This window comes from Actinoplanes sp. NBRC 103695, assembly GCF_030269485.1.
Lineage (GTDB): Bacteria > Actinomycetota > Actinomycetes > Mycobacteriales > Micromonosporaceae > Actinoplanes.
In genome coordinates, this window is sequence record NZ_BSTL01000057.1 from 1 (window position 1) to 13,509 (window position 13,509).

Annotated in this window: 13 protein-coding genes; 5 read left to right on the forward strand and 8 right to left on the reverse strand. The window is 70.9% G+C overall.

Going from position 1 to position 13,509, the window contains the following annotated elements:
• Positions 1 to 1,331: 1,331 nt before the first annotated feature.
• The 3 genes from QSK31_RS46635 to QSK31_RS46645 form a co-directional block, all read right to left on the reverse strand.
• Positions 1,332 to 2,330: a TerC family protein gene (locus QSK31_RS46635; RefSeq protein WP_285691611.1), complete on the reverse strand. Its 999-nt coding sequence runs from the start codon at positions 2,328 to 2,330 to the stop codon at positions 1,332 to 1,334.
• A 145-nt stretch (positions 2,331 to 2,475) separates the two neighbouring features.
• Entirely contained in the window at positions 2,476 to 3,210 is a 735-nt protein-coding gene (locus QSK31_RS46640) for a hypothetical protein (protein ID WP_285691612.1), read from the reverse strand.
• A gap of 80 nt (positions 3,211 to 3,290) precedes the next feature.
• Positions 3,291 to 3,965 (reverse strand): DUF305 domain-containing protein, encoded by a 675-nt coding sequence (locus QSK31_RS46645; RefSeq protein WP_285691614.1) that lies wholly within the window; start codon positions 3,963 to 3,965, stop codon positions 3,291 to 3,293.
• Between the two features lie 208 nt (positions 3,966 to 4,173).
• Between QSK31_RS46645 and QSK31_RS46650 the strand changes: the two genes are divergently transcribed.
• Together QSK31_RS46650 and QSK31_RS46655 are read left to right on the forward strand one after the other, a co-directional pair.
• On the forward strand, positions 4,174 to 5,538 hold the full coding sequence (locus tag QSK31_RS46650) for an LVIVD repeat-containing protein (RefSeq protein ID WP_502873125.1): 1,365 nt from the start codon (positions 4,174 to 4,176) through the stop codon (positions 5,536 to 5,538).
• Between the two features lie 112 nt (positions 5,539 to 5,650).
• Positions 5,651 to 6,487: a siderophore-interacting protein gene (locus QSK31_RS46655; RefSeq protein WP_285691616.1), complete on the forward strand. Its 837-nt coding sequence runs from the start codon at positions 5,651 to 5,653 to the stop codon at positions 6,485 to 6,487.
• On the opposite strand, the gene QSK31_RS46660 is transcribed toward QSK31_RS46655, so the two are convergent.
• The 3 genes from QSK31_RS46660 to QSK31_RS46670 form a co-directional block, all read right to left on the reverse strand.
• Positions 6,478 to 7,107 carry an HNH endonuclease family protein gene (locus QSK31_RS46660; RefSeq protein ID WP_285691617.1) on the reverse strand — a complete coding sequence of 210 codons (630 nt, stop codon included), beginning with the start codon at positions 7,105 to 7,107 and terminating at the stop codon, positions 6,478 to 6,480. The genes QSK31_RS46655 and QSK31_RS46660 overlap by 10 nt on opposite strands.
• 64 nt (positions 7,108 to 7,171) lie before the next feature.
• Positions 7,172 to 8,170 (reverse strand): transglycosylase SLT domain-containing protein, encoded by a 999-nt coding sequence (locus QSK31_RS46665; protein WP_285691618.1) that lies wholly within the window; start codon positions 8,168 to 8,170, stop codon positions 7,172 to 7,174.
• A 2-nt stretch (positions 8,171 to 8,172) separates the two neighbouring features.
• On the reverse strand, positions 8,173 to 8,790 hold the full coding sequence (locus QSK31_RS46670) for a response regulator (protein WP_285691619.1): 618 nt from the start codon (positions 8,788 to 8,790) through the stop codon (positions 8,173 to 8,175).
• Between QSK31_RS46670 and QSK31_RS46675 the strand changes: the two genes are divergently transcribed.
• The 3 genes from QSK31_RS46675 to QSK31_RS46685 all read left to right on the forward strand — a co-directional run bounded on the left by QSK31_RS46675 (position 8,750) and on the right by QSK31_RS46685 (position 11,928).
• Positions 8,750 to 9,232: a hypothetical protein gene (locus QSK31_RS46675; RefSeq protein WP_285691620.1), complete on the forward strand. Its 483-nt coding sequence runs from the start codon at positions 8,750 to 8,752 to the stop codon at positions 9,230 to 9,232. The two genes, QSK31_RS46670 and QSK31_RS46675, sit on opposite strands and share 41 nt — an antisense overlap.
• Positions 9,219 to 11,075 carry a sensor histidine kinase gene (locus QSK31_RS46680; RefSeq protein WP_285691621.1) on the forward strand — a complete coding sequence of 619 codons (1,857 nt, stop codon included), beginning with the start codon at positions 9,219 to 9,221 and terminating at the stop codon, positions 11,073 to 11,075. Before QSK31_RS46675 ends, QSK31_RS46680 begins: the two co-directional genes overlap by 14 nt.
• Before the next feature lie 64 nt (positions 11,076 to 11,139).
• Complete coding sequence (locus tag QSK31_RS46685) at positions 11,140 to 11,928, forward strand: AfsR/SARP family transcriptional regulator (RefSeq protein ID WP_285691623.1); 789 nt, start codon at positions 11,140 to 11,142, stop codon at positions 11,926 to 11,928.
• A 3-nt stretch (positions 11,929 to 11,931) separates the two neighbouring features.
• Here the strand turns inward: QSK31_RS46685 and QSK31_RS46690 are convergent, their stop codons facing one another.
• Both QSK31_RS46690 and QSK31_RS46695 read right to left on the reverse strand, forming a co-directional pair.
• A complete protein-coding gene (locus tag QSK31_RS46690) occupies positions 11,932 to 12,594 on the reverse strand; it encodes a response regulator (protein ID WP_285691624.1) in 663 nt (220 codons plus the stop codon).
• Positions 12,591 to 13,427, reverse strand: a complete 837-nt coding sequence (locus QSK31_RS46695) for a sensor histidine kinase (RefSeq protein ID WP_285691625.1) — start codon at positions 13,425 to 13,427, stop codon at positions 12,591 to 12,593. Before QSK31_RS46695 ends, QSK31_RS46690 begins: the two co-directional genes overlap by 4 nt.
• Positions 13,428 to 13,509 lie beyond the last annotated feature (82 nt).

A 13,509-nucleotide genomic window follows, 5' to 3' on the forward strand; every position in this document is an offset into this window, starting at 1 on the left:
CCATCCGCCGCCACTCCCACCTCGGACAGCAATCCCCGATCAACTACGAAAACAACATTCAAACCACGCCAGCTACGCTGGCGACAGCCGCATAAACCCGTGTCCAAGAACAGGGGTCAAGGCCCGGTGTTGCGTGCGGTTGGTCGTGCCGTTCGTGCGTGGGTTTGGTGTTGCGTGCGGTTGGTCGTGCCGTTCGTGCGTGGGTTTGGTGTTGCGTGCGGTTGGTCGTGCCGTTCGTGCGTGGGTTCGGTGTTGCGTGCGGGCGGTCTTGCCGCTCGGGCGTGGGGTGTGGTTGGCCGTCCTTTCTGGTGCGCGGCGTTGCTGCCGGCGTTTCCGCTGGGTGTGAGGTCGGGCCGGGCTGCCATGCGCCCGAGTGCCCGCTCACCGTCGCTGCCGCCGCTCGCGGTGGTGGCCGGGCGCGCGAGTGGTGGCCGGGCGCGCGAGTGGTGGCCGGGCACGCGAGTGGTGGCCGGGCGCGCGAGTGGTGGCCGGGCACGCGAGTGGTAGGTCGAGGCGGCGTCTGCGGCATTGACGGCTGGCCCGGCCTTTGCGCGCCGCCACGCCGGCGGCCGGTGGTAGGACCGGGCGCTATCCACCCGAAGGCACCCGCTCTGGGCTACCACACGCGCGGACCGCGGTGGCTCAGAGCGGTAAATCGGCCCGGCCACCGCCCTGGCCCACCACAGCGTGCCCGCTCCTACCACCCACGCCCGCTCCTACCACCCACGCCCGCTCCTACCACCGACCGCGCCCGGCCACGGCCGCGAGTGGCGGCAGTGACGGTGAGCGGGCACCCGGGGGCCTGGCATACGAAGCGAAACCCCGCGGCGGCCGCGAGTGGCGGCAGCGACAGCGAGCGGGCACCCGGGCGCCTGGCATACCAAGCGAAACCCCGCGGCGGCCGCGAGTGGCGGCAGCGACAGCGAGCGGGCACCTGGGCGCCTGGCATACCCAGCGGTATCCCGCGGCGGCCGCGAGCGGCGGCAGTAACAGCGAGCGGGCACCTGGGCGCCTGGCATACCCAGCGGTATCCCGCGGCGGCCGCGAGTGGCGGCAGTAACAGCGAGCGGGCACCTGGGCGCCTGGCATACCCAGCGGTATCCCGCGACGGCCGCGAGTGGCGGCAGCGACGGTGACCGGGCGCCTGGCGCACCCAAGCGGAACCCCGCGCTGGGCGCGAGATGTGCGGGCCCGACCACGACGTCTCGCGTGAGGCGCGTTCACGGCCTTGCGTTCCCGGTTGGTCGCGGAGTGTCACGAGCATGCGGTGTTGCGGTTGGGGACGACGTCGCGCGTACGCAAAGGGTTATGCGGTTGGGGGTGAAGAACCGTCAGCGGCGGCGGACAGGCTGATCGCTACGCGCCGGCGGCTGTTCGCGGTCGCGGCGGTTGGCAAGGAGGCTGGTTGCGGTGACCGTGGCCAGCGTTGCGATGATCACGCCCAGGGAGAGCGGGGTCGGGATGTCGGGCACCCAGGACCACACCGTGTGCGCCCAGTGCAGCACCAGCTTGAAGCCGATGAACGCGAGGATCACGCCGAGGCCGTAGTTGAGGTGGCGCAGCTTCTCCAGAACGTTGCGGAGCACGAAGTACAGCGCCCGCAGGCCGAGCAGGGCGAACGCGTTCGTGGCGAAGACCAGGTACGGGTCGTCGGTGACGCCGTACACCGCCGGGACCGAGTCGACCGCGAACACGATGTCGGTCATGAACACCGCCACCACGACCAGAGTCATCGGGGTGAGCGCGCGGCGGCCACGTTCGACGACGGTCAGCTTCGCGCCGTGGTAGCTCTTGGTCACCGGCATCATCCGGCGCAGCAGCTTCACGCTGCGCATCGAGTCGATGTCCACCTCGTGCGCGTGGCCGGACATGGCGTCGCGGATCACCTTGATCGCGGTGAACAGCAGCACCCCGCCGAACAGCAGGAACGCCCACGCGCCGGAGCTGATCACGGCCGCGCCGACCGCGATGAAGATCGCGCGCAGCACCAGGGCGCCGGCGATGCCGTAGAGCAGCACCCGCTGGGCGAGTTCCTTCGGTACGGCGAACGCGGCCAGCAGCAACATGAACACGAACAGGTTGTCGACCGAGAGGGACTTCTCCACCACCCAGCCGGTGCCGAACTCCAGCGCGGCGTCGCTGCCGTACAGCGGCCACAGCAGGAGCGCGAACGCGACCGGCAGGGCGAGGTAGAAGGCTGTCCAGCCGACCGCCTCGCGCATCGGCACGTCGTGCGGCCGGCGGGTGATCACGAAGTCGAAAGCGAGAAGGGCGAGCAAGACGACGATGGTGATCGTCCACAGCAGCGGAGAGCCGATGGATGGTGGCACGGGGAAAAGCCTCCTCAGACGTTATTGATCGTCTGAGGTCTCCCTCACCCGGCGCTGACGCGTCCGGGCGACCGCCCGAGGTTCCCACTGGAGGACCCGTACTGACCGGGACGATCTGTCGAGGTACTCCCCTCGGGACGAAACGCTATGCCACCTGCCTGGACAGAACCTGAGAACGCATCAGGATCGGCATCTCGCGGGTGGCCTCCGGCAGCGCCGCGCGTGCCTCGTCGGCCTGCGGTGCGGCGGCGGTGACCTCGGCGCGCAGGGAACGGACCGATGCGGTCGCCACGTCGGCCGCGCGCCATGCGTCGGCCTCGGCTTCCAGGGCCACGCGGTGCTGTTCCCAGCGGTACTTGACCGCAGCCTTCGCGATCACCAGCTCCTGCTCGACCGGGTGCAGCTCGGGGTTCCAGCCCTGGCGGTGCAGCAGAGCGTCCAGTAGTTGCTCGTCGGACAGCTCGCCGCGCCGGTGGGCGGCCTGCGCCGCGCGACGCAGCGCCTTCGCCCGCTCGGGGTAGCTGACCGAGTCCAGCGAGGAGTACGCCGCCGCGCGCCGGGCCCTGGTCAACGCCAGGTCAGCGTCCTGATATGCCTGCCAGGTGTCGGCCACCCGCTCCTGCGCCTGCTGGCACTCGGCGCGTCGCCGCTCGGCCGTGGCCACCGCGCCGCGGGCGGCCACCGCGACCTCCTCCGACCATCGGATCTGCTCGGCCGCCTCGGCGGCCTGGCGATTTTCCGCCGCGCGTCTCTGCCGCGCCCGGTCGGTGAGCCACGCCGTCAGCTGCCTGGGACGGCGCACACCTGGGGGGAGGGCGAGACCGGCCAGCGCGAACGCGGCCGCGATGGACAACACAATTCCGATGGTGACGACAGTCACGAACCGTCCCTTGTCCTCGGTGGTCAGGGACTTCCAACCTAACGACGCCGAGCGGGATGTGCGACCCGGAAGGACCTACGTCACGACACTTTCAGGTCACGCATCCGGCGGATCTCGACGGCCTGCTCGACGGCCATCTCGTTGGCGATCTCGTTCATCCGCTGGTCGGTGCCGCCCTTGAGCACGTCGCCGGCCATCACTCGGGCGCCCTCGTGGTGCGCGGTCATCATGCTCACGAACCGCTTGTCGAAGTCGGGGCCCTTGGCCGCGGCGAGCGCGGCGATCGCCTCCTCGGTCTGCATGCCCGGCATCGTCGCGTGGTTGTGCTTCGGGTCACTGTCCGGCAGGCGGCGCTCCTGCAGCCAGGCCTTGAGCACGTCGATCTCGATCTTCTGCGCGAGGCCCATCCGCTCGGCCAGCGACCGGAGCTGGGTGTTGCCCGCGCGGGTCGGCGCCAGGTCGGCCATCCGGATCGCCTGCTGGTGGTGGGCAATCATCATCTGCACGAACGCCGTATCCACCGCGTTGTACGTCGAAGCGTCCAGCGGTTTGACCTGCTCGGTGTCGGTGACGCCGGCCGACTCGCCGGGCTTGCCGGGCACCAGAACCTTGACCGCCGGACCGCTCTGACTCGCTTGTGGACGCGCCACGCTGGCGGAACGCTCATCGCCGGACCGGGTGGCGGCGATGGCGCCGGTGGCGGCCACCAGGGCCAGCGCGACCCCGCCGAAGGTCAACCAGCGGCGTCTGTCCATCCCGGTCCCCGTTCTCAAAATGCGCCTGTAGAAATAGTCGATCGAGCACTATCGTAACGACGATGGTGAGTGATACCGGCGTCACGTTCCGCCATACCCAACGGGCCGCCGGTGCGCTTTCGGAGCCGGAAGGATGCCCATGACCCACTCTGCCCCACGAGGGCGGCAGCTCAAAAGGCTGGCAGTTCTCAGCACGGTAACCCTCGTGATGAGCCTGCTGGCCGCGCCGTTCAGTGCGAGCGCGGCCGAGTCGGACACCCCCGGGGTGGACGAGATCGCCAGCAGCCCGAACCTCACGCAAGCAGCGAATATCCCGAAGCAGGCGCCCTTCGACAACACCAGCTCGCTGAACAGCGACTGGGCGTTCCAGGGCAAGTACGCCTACGGCGGCAACTACAACGGCTTCACGGTGTACGACATCTCGAAGCCTCGCCAGCCCGAGGTCGCGGCCGTGGTGGTCTGCCCGGGTTCGCAGAACGACATCACGGTGCAGGGTGACCTGCTGTTCCTCGGCACGGACTCGCAGCGGTCGGACAACTCCTGCAACAGCACGTCGGTGCCGGCGAACGCCCCGGCCGACGCGCGCTGGGAGGGTGTCAAGATCTTCAACATCAGCGACCCGACCAACCCGCAGTACGTCGCCGCGGTGAAGACCGACTGTGGTTCGCACACGCAGACGCTGATCCCCGGCAAGTCCGGCGACAACGCGCTCTACATCTACGTGTCGTCGTACAACCTGTCGCGGGCCAGCGTGGCCAACTGCGCGCTGCCGCACGACAAGATCTCGGTGATCCGGGTGCCGCGGAACAACCCCGCCGCCGCCCTGGTGGTCTCGACCCCGATCCTGTTCCCGGGCGGCGGCAACCCGTCCGGCAACGGCACCTCGGAGACGACCGGCTGCCACGACATCACCGCGTACCCGGAGAAGGACCTGGCCGCCGGCGCCTGCATGGGTGACGGTGCGCTCTTCGACATCTCCGACCGGGCGAACCCGAAGACGATCACCACGGTGCGTGACACCGAGAACTTCGCCTTCTGGCACTCCGCCACGTTCAACAACGACGCCACCAAGGTCGTCTTCACCGACGAGCTGGGCGGCGGCGGTGGCGCCGAGTGCAACGAGGCGGTCGGCCCCACGCGCGGCGCCAACGCCATCTACGCGATCACCGGCACCGGCGCGAAGCGCAAGCTGAGCTTCCGGAGCTACTACAAGATCCCGCGGGAGAACACCGCCAACGAGAACTGCGTGGCGCACAACGGCTCGCTGATCCCGGTGCCCGGCCGCGACATCATGGTCCAGGCCTGGTACCAGGGTGGCATCTCGGTGTTCGACTTCACCAACGCCCGTAACCCCAAGGAGATCGCCTACTGGGAGCGCGGCCCGCTGAGCGCGACCCAGATGATCACCGGTGGTTCCTGGTCGGCGTACTGGTACAACGGCTTCATCTTCTCCAGCGACATCCAGAAGGGCTTGGACGTGCTGGACCTGACGGACCCGAAGACCGACCCGGCCAAGAACAAGCACACCAACCGTCTCAACGCACAGACCCAGAGCAGCTACACGTCCTGGTGACGTCGGCCTGACCTGTGAGAAGGGCCCGGGGGTAACCCCCGGGCCCTTTGCCGTGCATAAGGGTAGCCTTACTTCCGACAGGCGCTGATCATCGACAGACGGGACATGTCACATGCCGAACAGGCCTTCGCGACCGGCCACCACCGGCGTGGTGACCCGGGTCGAGCAGCTCACCCCGCACATGGTCCGGGTCGTGATCGGTGGTGACGGGCTGGCCGGCCTGAACGCGGGCGAGTTCACCGACCACTACGTCAAGATCTTCTTCCCGCAGGCGGGGGTGGACTACCCCGAGCCGTTCAACATGGGCGAGATCCGCGAGACGATGCCGCGGGAGACGTGGCCGGTGGTGCGGACGTACACGATCCGCAAGTGGCTGCCCGAGCTGCCGGAGGCGTGGATCGACTTCGTGGTGCACGGGGACGCAGGCGTGGCCGGACCGTGGGCGGCGGCCGCCAAGCCCGGCGACGTCGTCCGGTTCATGGGGCCCGGCGGGGGCTACACGCCGGACCCGGAGGCCGGCTGGCACCTGCTGGCCGGGGACGAGAGCGCCCTGCCGGCGATCGGCGCCGCTCTGGAGGGCATGCCCGCGGGCGCCAAGGCCCACGTGTTCGTCGAGGTGGTCGACGAGACCGAGGAGCAGAAACTGGACACCGCGGCGGACGCCGAGATCACCTGGCTGCATCGCGGTGACCGGGCGCCCGGCTGCGAGCTGATCCCCGCCGTGCGCGCGCTCCCGTTCCCGGAGGGGCGGTTGCACGCGTTCGTGCACGGCGAGGCCGGCTTCGTCAAGGACCTGCGCGCCTACCTGCGGGTGGAGCGGAGCATCCCGCTGGACCAGCTGTCCATCTCCGGCTACTGGCGCAACGGGATGAACGAGGACGGCTGGCAGACCAGCAAGCGCGAGTGGAACCAGCAGGTCGAGCAGGAGCAGGAGAAGCCTCAGCAGTAAGTGGTCAGGGCGGTCTGCAGGGCGGTCTTCTCGGCCGACTGCAGCGTCAGCGAGTAGTAGTTCTTGACCGCGATCCAGATCTTCGCGTACGTGCAGCGGTAGGCCGTCCGCGACGGCTGCCAGGTCGACGGGTCCTGGTCGCCCTTGGACGAGTTGACGTTGTCAGTGACCGCGATCAGCTGCGGCCGGCTGAGGTCGTTGGCGAAGGACTGCCGCCGCGCGTCGGTCCACGAGCTCGCGCCGGAGCGCCACGCCTCGGCCAGCGGGACCACGTGATCGATGTCCACGTCGGAGGCGGCGGTCCAGGTCGCGCCGTCGTACGGCGAGTACCACGATCCGGACGTCGAGGCGCACGCCGAGTCGGTGGTCACGTTGGTGCCGTCCCGTTTGAGGACGGTCTCCCGGGTGTTGCAGGAGCCCGAGATGGTGATCCAGTGGTTGAACCGGTCACGTGAGTAGCCGGACATCGACCCCTGGGTCGCGACGGTGAGACCGTTCAGATATGACTGCGCGGTCGCGGTGCTGGGGATGCCGGGCGGCGCCGCCTGAACGGGCGCGGCGAGTGCGAAGACCGCGGCCAGCGCGGCGCTCGTGACGGCGGCGGTGCGGAATACATTCATGACTGTGATTGTGTTGCCTGGGTGCCCCGGGAGACACATCCCGAATTGCTGGTACCACGGGCGTTCACGGCAGCCGGGCCAGGATCTTCTCCACGTACTCCGTGGTTTCCTTGTATTTCGCCGGCACCTCCTTGTCCTTGTAGGTGTCGATCAGGGCCGCCCAGAGCGGCGACTTGTCGCCCCCGGTGACGAGCCCGGCCCAGGTGGTGCCGTCCGCGTTCATCGCGATCGCCTTCTCCTGCGCCGTCACGACCGCGTTGACCCCGGCGTTGTAGGCGGCCATGACGAACTTGCGGTGCTCGCCCGGCGCCGGCGGCTTCTTCAGGGCGGCGTCCAGATCTTTCGCGTACGTGCTGAGGATCTTCGCGCCCAGCACGATGGCCTTCTCGGGTTTCTTGCGGTCGCCCGGCTTCCCGCCGACCCGCTTCTCCTCCTTGGTGCCCATCTGCGCGATGCCGGCGATGTCGCCGTCCTGGTCGTTCTTGGTGAGGTCGCCGCTCTCCTGCGCGATCAGCGCCTTGAGCTCGGCCGGGGTGAGGCTGTTCCTGCCCAGGGCAGCGGTGACGTCCGAGCCGGCGAAGATCGGGTCGAACTTCGCCCACTGCTTGACCGCGGCGTCCAGCTTCTTCTGCTGCGCGGCCAGCAGCTTGGCGGACTCGATGACGTCCTTGCGCAGGGCGGCGCCGATGCCCTTCGTGTCCGGCGTCGTGATGATGTCCGCCAGGTCCCGGCCGAGGTCGGACTGGAGGGTCGCGGCACGTTTCGCGTTCTTGGCGGACAGGCCCAGCAGCTCCTGGATCTCGTCCCGGCGCTTCTGCATCCGCTTGTTCAGCTGTTCCTGCGCCGTGTGGACGGCGCCCTCGCGCAGTTCGACGTTCGGGCTCTTGACGGCGCCGACGGCCTTGTCGGTCGCCGGGTCGCGCTGGACAGTCAGCAGGGCGGTCACCGCGGTGTTGCCCGCCGCCACCTGAAGGCGTTGGATCGTGCCGTGCCGGGCCTCGGCTCGGACCGCCGCCGGCCTGGGCCGCTCCGGACGGGAGTTGATCAGGTGCTCCGAACCCATGGCTACCCCCTTCGAGGGACGAGGCCGGTGCGGTGGGAGAGGAGCACCGCCTCGATGCGGTCGCGGACCCCGAGCTTGGTGGTGATGATCGCGAGCTGGTTGCGGACCGTCTTCTCGCTCAGCGCCAGCTCACGGGCTATCTCCCGGTTGCCCATCCCGCCGGCCAGCCGGGTCACCAGATCGAGCTCGCGCGGCGTGAGCTGGTCGAACGGCGCCGGGGGACGGTCCGCCGGGCGGGTCGCGCCGTCCCGGACCCCGGCGCCGATCACCCGGCCGCCGGCGCCGACCGTGACGATCGCCGCCAGGAGCGCTTCGGGCGCGGCGTCCTTGAGCAGGTAGCCGTGTGCCCCGGCGCCGAGCGCCGCGCGTACCCCGGCCTCGGTGTTGGTCATCGTGACGACCAGCAGGGCGCAGGCCGGGGCGATCACCCGGAGATCGCGGACCAGCGCGGCGCCGTCGCCGTCGGGCAGGCGCAGGTCGACCACCGCGACGTCGGGGCACTGCTCGGTGGCGAGCCGGCGCGCCTCGGCCACCGTGCCCGCCTCCAGCACGCGGGCGACCCACGGTTCGGGGCGCAGCATGGCGGCCATCCCGGTGCGGACCACGGGATGGTCGTCCACCACCAATACCGTCTTTGCCACGGTGCCTCCGGGCGTCAGTCGGAATGACTACTTCTCCGTTGTGAACACCGATCGTCGCCGTGACAGTGACCGTATGCAACGGACCAATCAGGTATCGGACGTCGTCGTATTGAACGGTGTGCCGGCCGACCAGCAGTGGATGGATCAGGTGACCGCGTCGGCGCGCAAGGGCGGCGACGACTGGCCGCACCCGCACCAGTCATTGCCTGCGGGGCAGGTCACTCAGGTTGAACTGTACAAACTCATCGCGGCCGCCTTCGCTGTCGGTGGCCGGCCGTGGTCGGTGGCCACCGACGGGTACCCGCCGATCGACGGTGCGGTGAGCGCGATCGCCCCGCCGCCGCCGACCGACGACCCGGACCCGAGCCGCGGATCGTCGATGCACAACCTGCTGCACAGCATTCTCGGTGACTTCCACTAGAACCGCGTGGGCTCCGGCGATCGCCTCGTACGCCCTGGTCGGCGTGGCGGTGGTCGCCGGCCTGCGGCATCCGCCGAGCGCCGAGTGGCGGGACTGGCTGCTCGCGCTGGTCTGCCCGCCGCTGGGCGCGCGGGTAGCGGCGTATGCGCCGCGCAATCCGGCCGGGTGGCTGATCTCCGCGGTCGGGCTGTGCGAGGCGGGCACGGTCGCCGCCTCCACCGCGGACGGGACGGCCTGGCTGCGCGATTGGCTCTGGTTCCCGCCGATCGGCCTGGTCGTGCTGGTGCTGCTGCTCTTCCCGGACCTTCCCGCGCGGCGTCCCGGCCCGGCCGTCGCGCTCACGGCCACTCTCGGCGGCACGGCCGGGCTCGCCCATCTGGCGGCCCGCGCGCCGGACGGCTTCATCACCGACACCGTCGGCGTTTCGCCCGGCTGGGACACCTGGCTCGTGCTGGGCGCGATCGTCACGCTGGGTGGGTGCGCGCTGGTTGCGGTGGGTGCGCTGTTCTTCCGCGTACGCCGTGCCGACCCCGAAAAGCGCGGTCCGCTCGTACTGACGCTGGTCAGCGCCGTAGTTCTGCTGTCCTGCCTGGTCGCCGACGCGGTCTGGGGCGTGCCGCTGGTGTGGCTGGGCGCGGCGCTCGCGGTGCCGGTGGCCACAGCGGTCGCGGTGATCCGGTACGGGCTGTACGACATCAACGGCCTGCTGCACCGGTCGCTGACCTACGGGCTGTTCACGGTGGCGATGGTGGCCGCGTACACGATCGTGGTGACCGTCGTCGCCGACCTGAGCCCGGCCGTCGCCCCGGTGGTGGCCGCCGCGACGCTGGTCGTGCTGCAGCCGCTGCGCCAGTCCTTGGACACGCTGGTCCGGCGCAGCCTGTACGGGCTGGGCGCCGACCCGTACCGGCTGACCACCGCCCTGAGCCGCCGGGTCGGTCTCGCCCGCGCGCCCGGCGAGATGCTGTCCGCCGCGGTCGAGGTGATCGGCGACGGGCTGCGCGCGCCGTACGCGGCCGTGCACCTGGGCGACCGGGACCTTGCCGAGGCGGCGACCGGTCGCCGCCGGGACTGGCCGGTCACCGAGGTGCCGCTGGCACACCGCGGCGCGGTGATCGGCCGCCTGCTCGTCCAGCAGCGCAGCCCCGACGAGCAGTGGTCGCGCGCGGAACGCGTGGTCCTCCAGCACCTGGCCGCGCAACTCGCGCCGTCGGCCGCCGCGCTCGGCCTGACCCGCGACCTGCAGGCGGCCCGCGAGTCGGTGGTGCGCGCCCGCGAGGACGAACTCCGCCGCCTGCAACGCGACCTGCACGACGGGGTCGGCCCGACACTGTCCGGCGCCCGGATGCTGGCCCTGTCCCTCACCGCCGAGGTGACCCATCCGAGCCTCGCCACGATCGAGCACTGGCTCGCCGACGCCGCCGCCGAGGTGCGCCGGGTGGTCGACGGCCTGCGCCCGCCGGCACTGGAGGACGGCCTGGCCGCGGCGCTCGCGACGATCGCCGCCCGGCACCGGCACGGCGGCCTGACCGTGGTCACCGACCTGGACGACCTGACCGAGCTGCCCGCGGCCGTCGAGGTGGCCGTCTACCGGCTGGTCGACGAGGGCCTGACCAATGTGGTCAAGCACGCGTCGGCCTCGGACGCCACGGTCACGGTGCGACGGACGGCGGAGGCGCTGCGGATCGTGCTCGAGGACGACGGGGTGGGCGGCGCCCTCTCTGGTGCGGGCGGTGTCGGCATGCACTCGATGCGGACCCGATGCGAGGAACTGGGCGGCTCCTTCGCCGTCGAGGCGCGTCTGCCGGGAACCCGACTCGTCGCCCACCTGCCGCTGGGCTGATGTCCCGGCCGGCCCGGGCGGTTGTCCCTGCCGGTGGACGGCGGCGCCACCGAGGCTCGCTGACATGCACGTACTCGACTTCGGGATCCTCGGCGAACTGCACGCCCGGGCGGCTCGGCACGTTCGTACCCCACGCCCCGCCAAACAGCGCGCCCTGCTGGCGCTGCTGCTCCTGCACCACGACGAGCTGATGCCGACCGGCAGCATCATCGACGCCCTCTGGGCGGAACGTCCGCCGAGGTCGGCGCGGGCGGCACTGCAAATGCATGTCACCGGGGTACGCCGCGCGCTGCACCCCGGCGCGCCCGGGCCCGCGACGTCGGTGCTGGAGACCCGCCCGCGCGGCTACCTGCTGCGGCTCGGCGCCGGTTCGCTGGACCTGCGCGACTTCCGCAGACAGGCGGCGACCGGCCACGCCCAGCTGGCCGCGGGCGACTGCGCGGCGGCCGCGGACGCCTTCCACGCGGCCCTGTCCCTGTGGCGCGGCCCGGCGCTGGCCGACCTGACGGGCGACGCCCTGGACCCGCACATCGACCGCCTGGAGTGCGAACGCCTGACCACGCTGCAGGCCAGGATCGGCGCCGACCTGTGCCAGGGCCGGTCCGCCCAGGTGATCGGCGAACTGGTCGAGCTGTGCGCCCGCCACCCGCTGATCGAGTCGTTGCACGCCCAGCTCATGCTCGCGTCCTGGCTGTCGGGACGTGGCGCGCAGGCGCTCGAGGTCTTCACCCGGGCCCGGCGCATCCTGATCGACGAGGCGTGCATCGAGCCCGGTCCGGCCCTGCGCACCCTGCAGCAGGCCATCCTCAAGGCCGCCGACCCGGACGCCTTCCGCCACCACGGGCACCGGTGAGGCTCATCGCGGCTCGACCAGTCGCGAGTCGTACGCGATCACCACGAGTTCGGCGCGGTCCCGTGCGTCGAGCTTGGCCAGCAGGCGGGTGATGTAGGTCTTGATGGTGGCCGGACTCAGGCACAGCCGGTCGGCCAGTTCGCTGTTGGACAGTCCACGGGCGACCAGCACGAGCACCTCCCGTTCCCGTCTGGTCAGTGCGGACAGCTCGCGCGGCGGGAGGCCCAGGATGTCGGGCCGGGCGGCGAATTCGCGGATGAGCCGGCGGGTCACCCTCGGCGCGAGCAGGGCGTCACCGGCCGCGACCAGCCGGATCGCGTCCAGCAGGCCGGACGGCCGCATGTCCTTGAGCAGAAACCCGCTCGCGCCGGCCCGCAGTGCGGCGTAGACGTACTCGTCGAGGTCGAAGGTGGTCAGGATGATCACTTTGACGGTCCGGAGGTGGGGCGTCGCGTTGATCCGGCGGGTCGCCTCCACCCCATCCACGCCGGGCATGCGCACATCCATCAGGACCACGTCCGGGCGTTCGGCCGTGACGAGTTCCACCGCGCCCGCTCCATCGCCGGCCTCACCGACCACCCGCAGGTCGTCGGCGGTGTTCAGCAAGGTTCGGATGCTGCCGCGGATCAGGGCCTCGTCGTCCACGACGGCGACGCTGATCGTCATGCCCTCGCCTCGGCCAAGGGCAGGCGGGCGCTCACCCTGAACCCGCCGCCGGACGTGGGAACCGGCCCGACGCTGAGTTCTCCACCGACCATGCCGACCCGCTCGCGCATACCGAGAATCCCGTGACCGTCCGACCGGTCGGCCTTCCTGGATCCGGAGCCGTTGTCCGTCACCCGCACTTCCACCGAGTCCGCCGCGTAGTCGATGACCACGTCGGCCCGCGTCGCGCCGGCATGCCGCACGACGTTGGTCAGGGCCTCCTGGACGATCCGGTACGCCGACGCGTCGACCGCTGGAGACAGTGGCCGGGCAACCCCGGTGACGACCACCGGCACCTGCAGTCCCGCCGCCCGGAACGGGACGACCAGAGCGTCCAGACTCGCCACCCCCAGGCGACGGTCGTCCTCGGCGCCGGCCGCCGGGCTCCCGGTGCGGAGGACACCGAGCAGGGACCGCAGCTCGCGCAAACCCGTGCGGCTTGTCTCCTCGATCGACAACAGCGCCCGGCGGGCCTCGTCGGGCTGCTCGTCGACCACATAGTTGGCCACGCCGGCCTGGAGCGCGATCACACTCATGCGGTGTGCCACCGCGTCGTGCAACTCGCGCGCGATGTGCAGTCGCTCCCGCGCCACCGCCTCCCGCGTCGTCAACTCGCGCAGCCGCGCCAGATGCCGGCCATGGGCACGGACCGTTCCGCCGAGGACCGCCGCGACCGTCACCAGCACCGCGCTCGTCAGCATCAGGCCGCCGGGGGAGCCGGTGCTCTCCAGGGGCGGCGCGAACCAGGCCGCCGCGCCGACCATTCCCAGCACGACGGGGAGAACGACGGCCATGGACCGGGCCGGCCGTCCGGCCGCCCACCGGGTAGATCGCGAGCGCGACCTCGAACACCGGATACTCCGCGCCGGACCTGAG

What these genes read in the sequence shown, in the direction of transcription:
- QSK31_RS46675 (WP_285691620.1), top strand. Translation starts at nt 8,750, where the DNA reads ATGGCGGCCATCCCGGTGCGGACCACGGGATGGTCGTCCACCACCAAT.
- QSK31_RS46665 (WP_285691618.1), bottom strand. Translation starts at nt 8,170, where the DNA reads ATGGGTTCGGAGCACCTGATCAACTCCCGTCCGGAGCGGCCCAGGCCG.
- QSK31_RS46685 (WP_285691623.1), top strand. Translation starts at nt 11,140, where the DNA reads ATGCACGTACTCGACTTCGGGATCCTCGGCGAACTGCACGCCCGGGCG.
- QSK31_RS46690 (WP_285691624.1), bottom strand. Translation starts at nt 12,594, where the DNA reads ATGACGATCAGCGTCGCCGTCGTGGACGACGAGGCCCTGATCCGCGGC.
- QSK31_RS46660 (WP_285691617.1), bottom strand. Translation starts at nt 7,107, where the DNA reads ATGAATGTATTCCGCACCGCCGCCGTCACGAGCGCCGCGCTGGCCGCG.
- QSK31_RS46650 (WP_502873125.1), top strand. Translation starts at nt 4,174, where the DNA reads ATGAGCCTGCTGGCCGCGCCGTTCAGTGCGAGCGCGGCCGAGTCGGAC.
- QSK31_RS46695 (WP_285691625.1), bottom strand. Translation starts at nt 13,427, where the DNA reads ATGGCCGTCGTTCTCCCCGTCGTGCTGGGAATGGTCGGCGCGGCGGCC.
- QSK31_RS46655 (WP_285691616.1), top strand. Translation starts at nt 5,651, where the DNA reads ATGCCGAACAGGCCTTCGCGACCGGCCACCACCGGCGTGGTGACCCGG.
- QSK31_RS46645 (WP_285691614.1), bottom strand. Translation starts at nt 3,965, where the DNA reads ATGGACAGACGCCGCTGGTTGACCTTCGGCGGGGTCGCGCTGGCCCTG.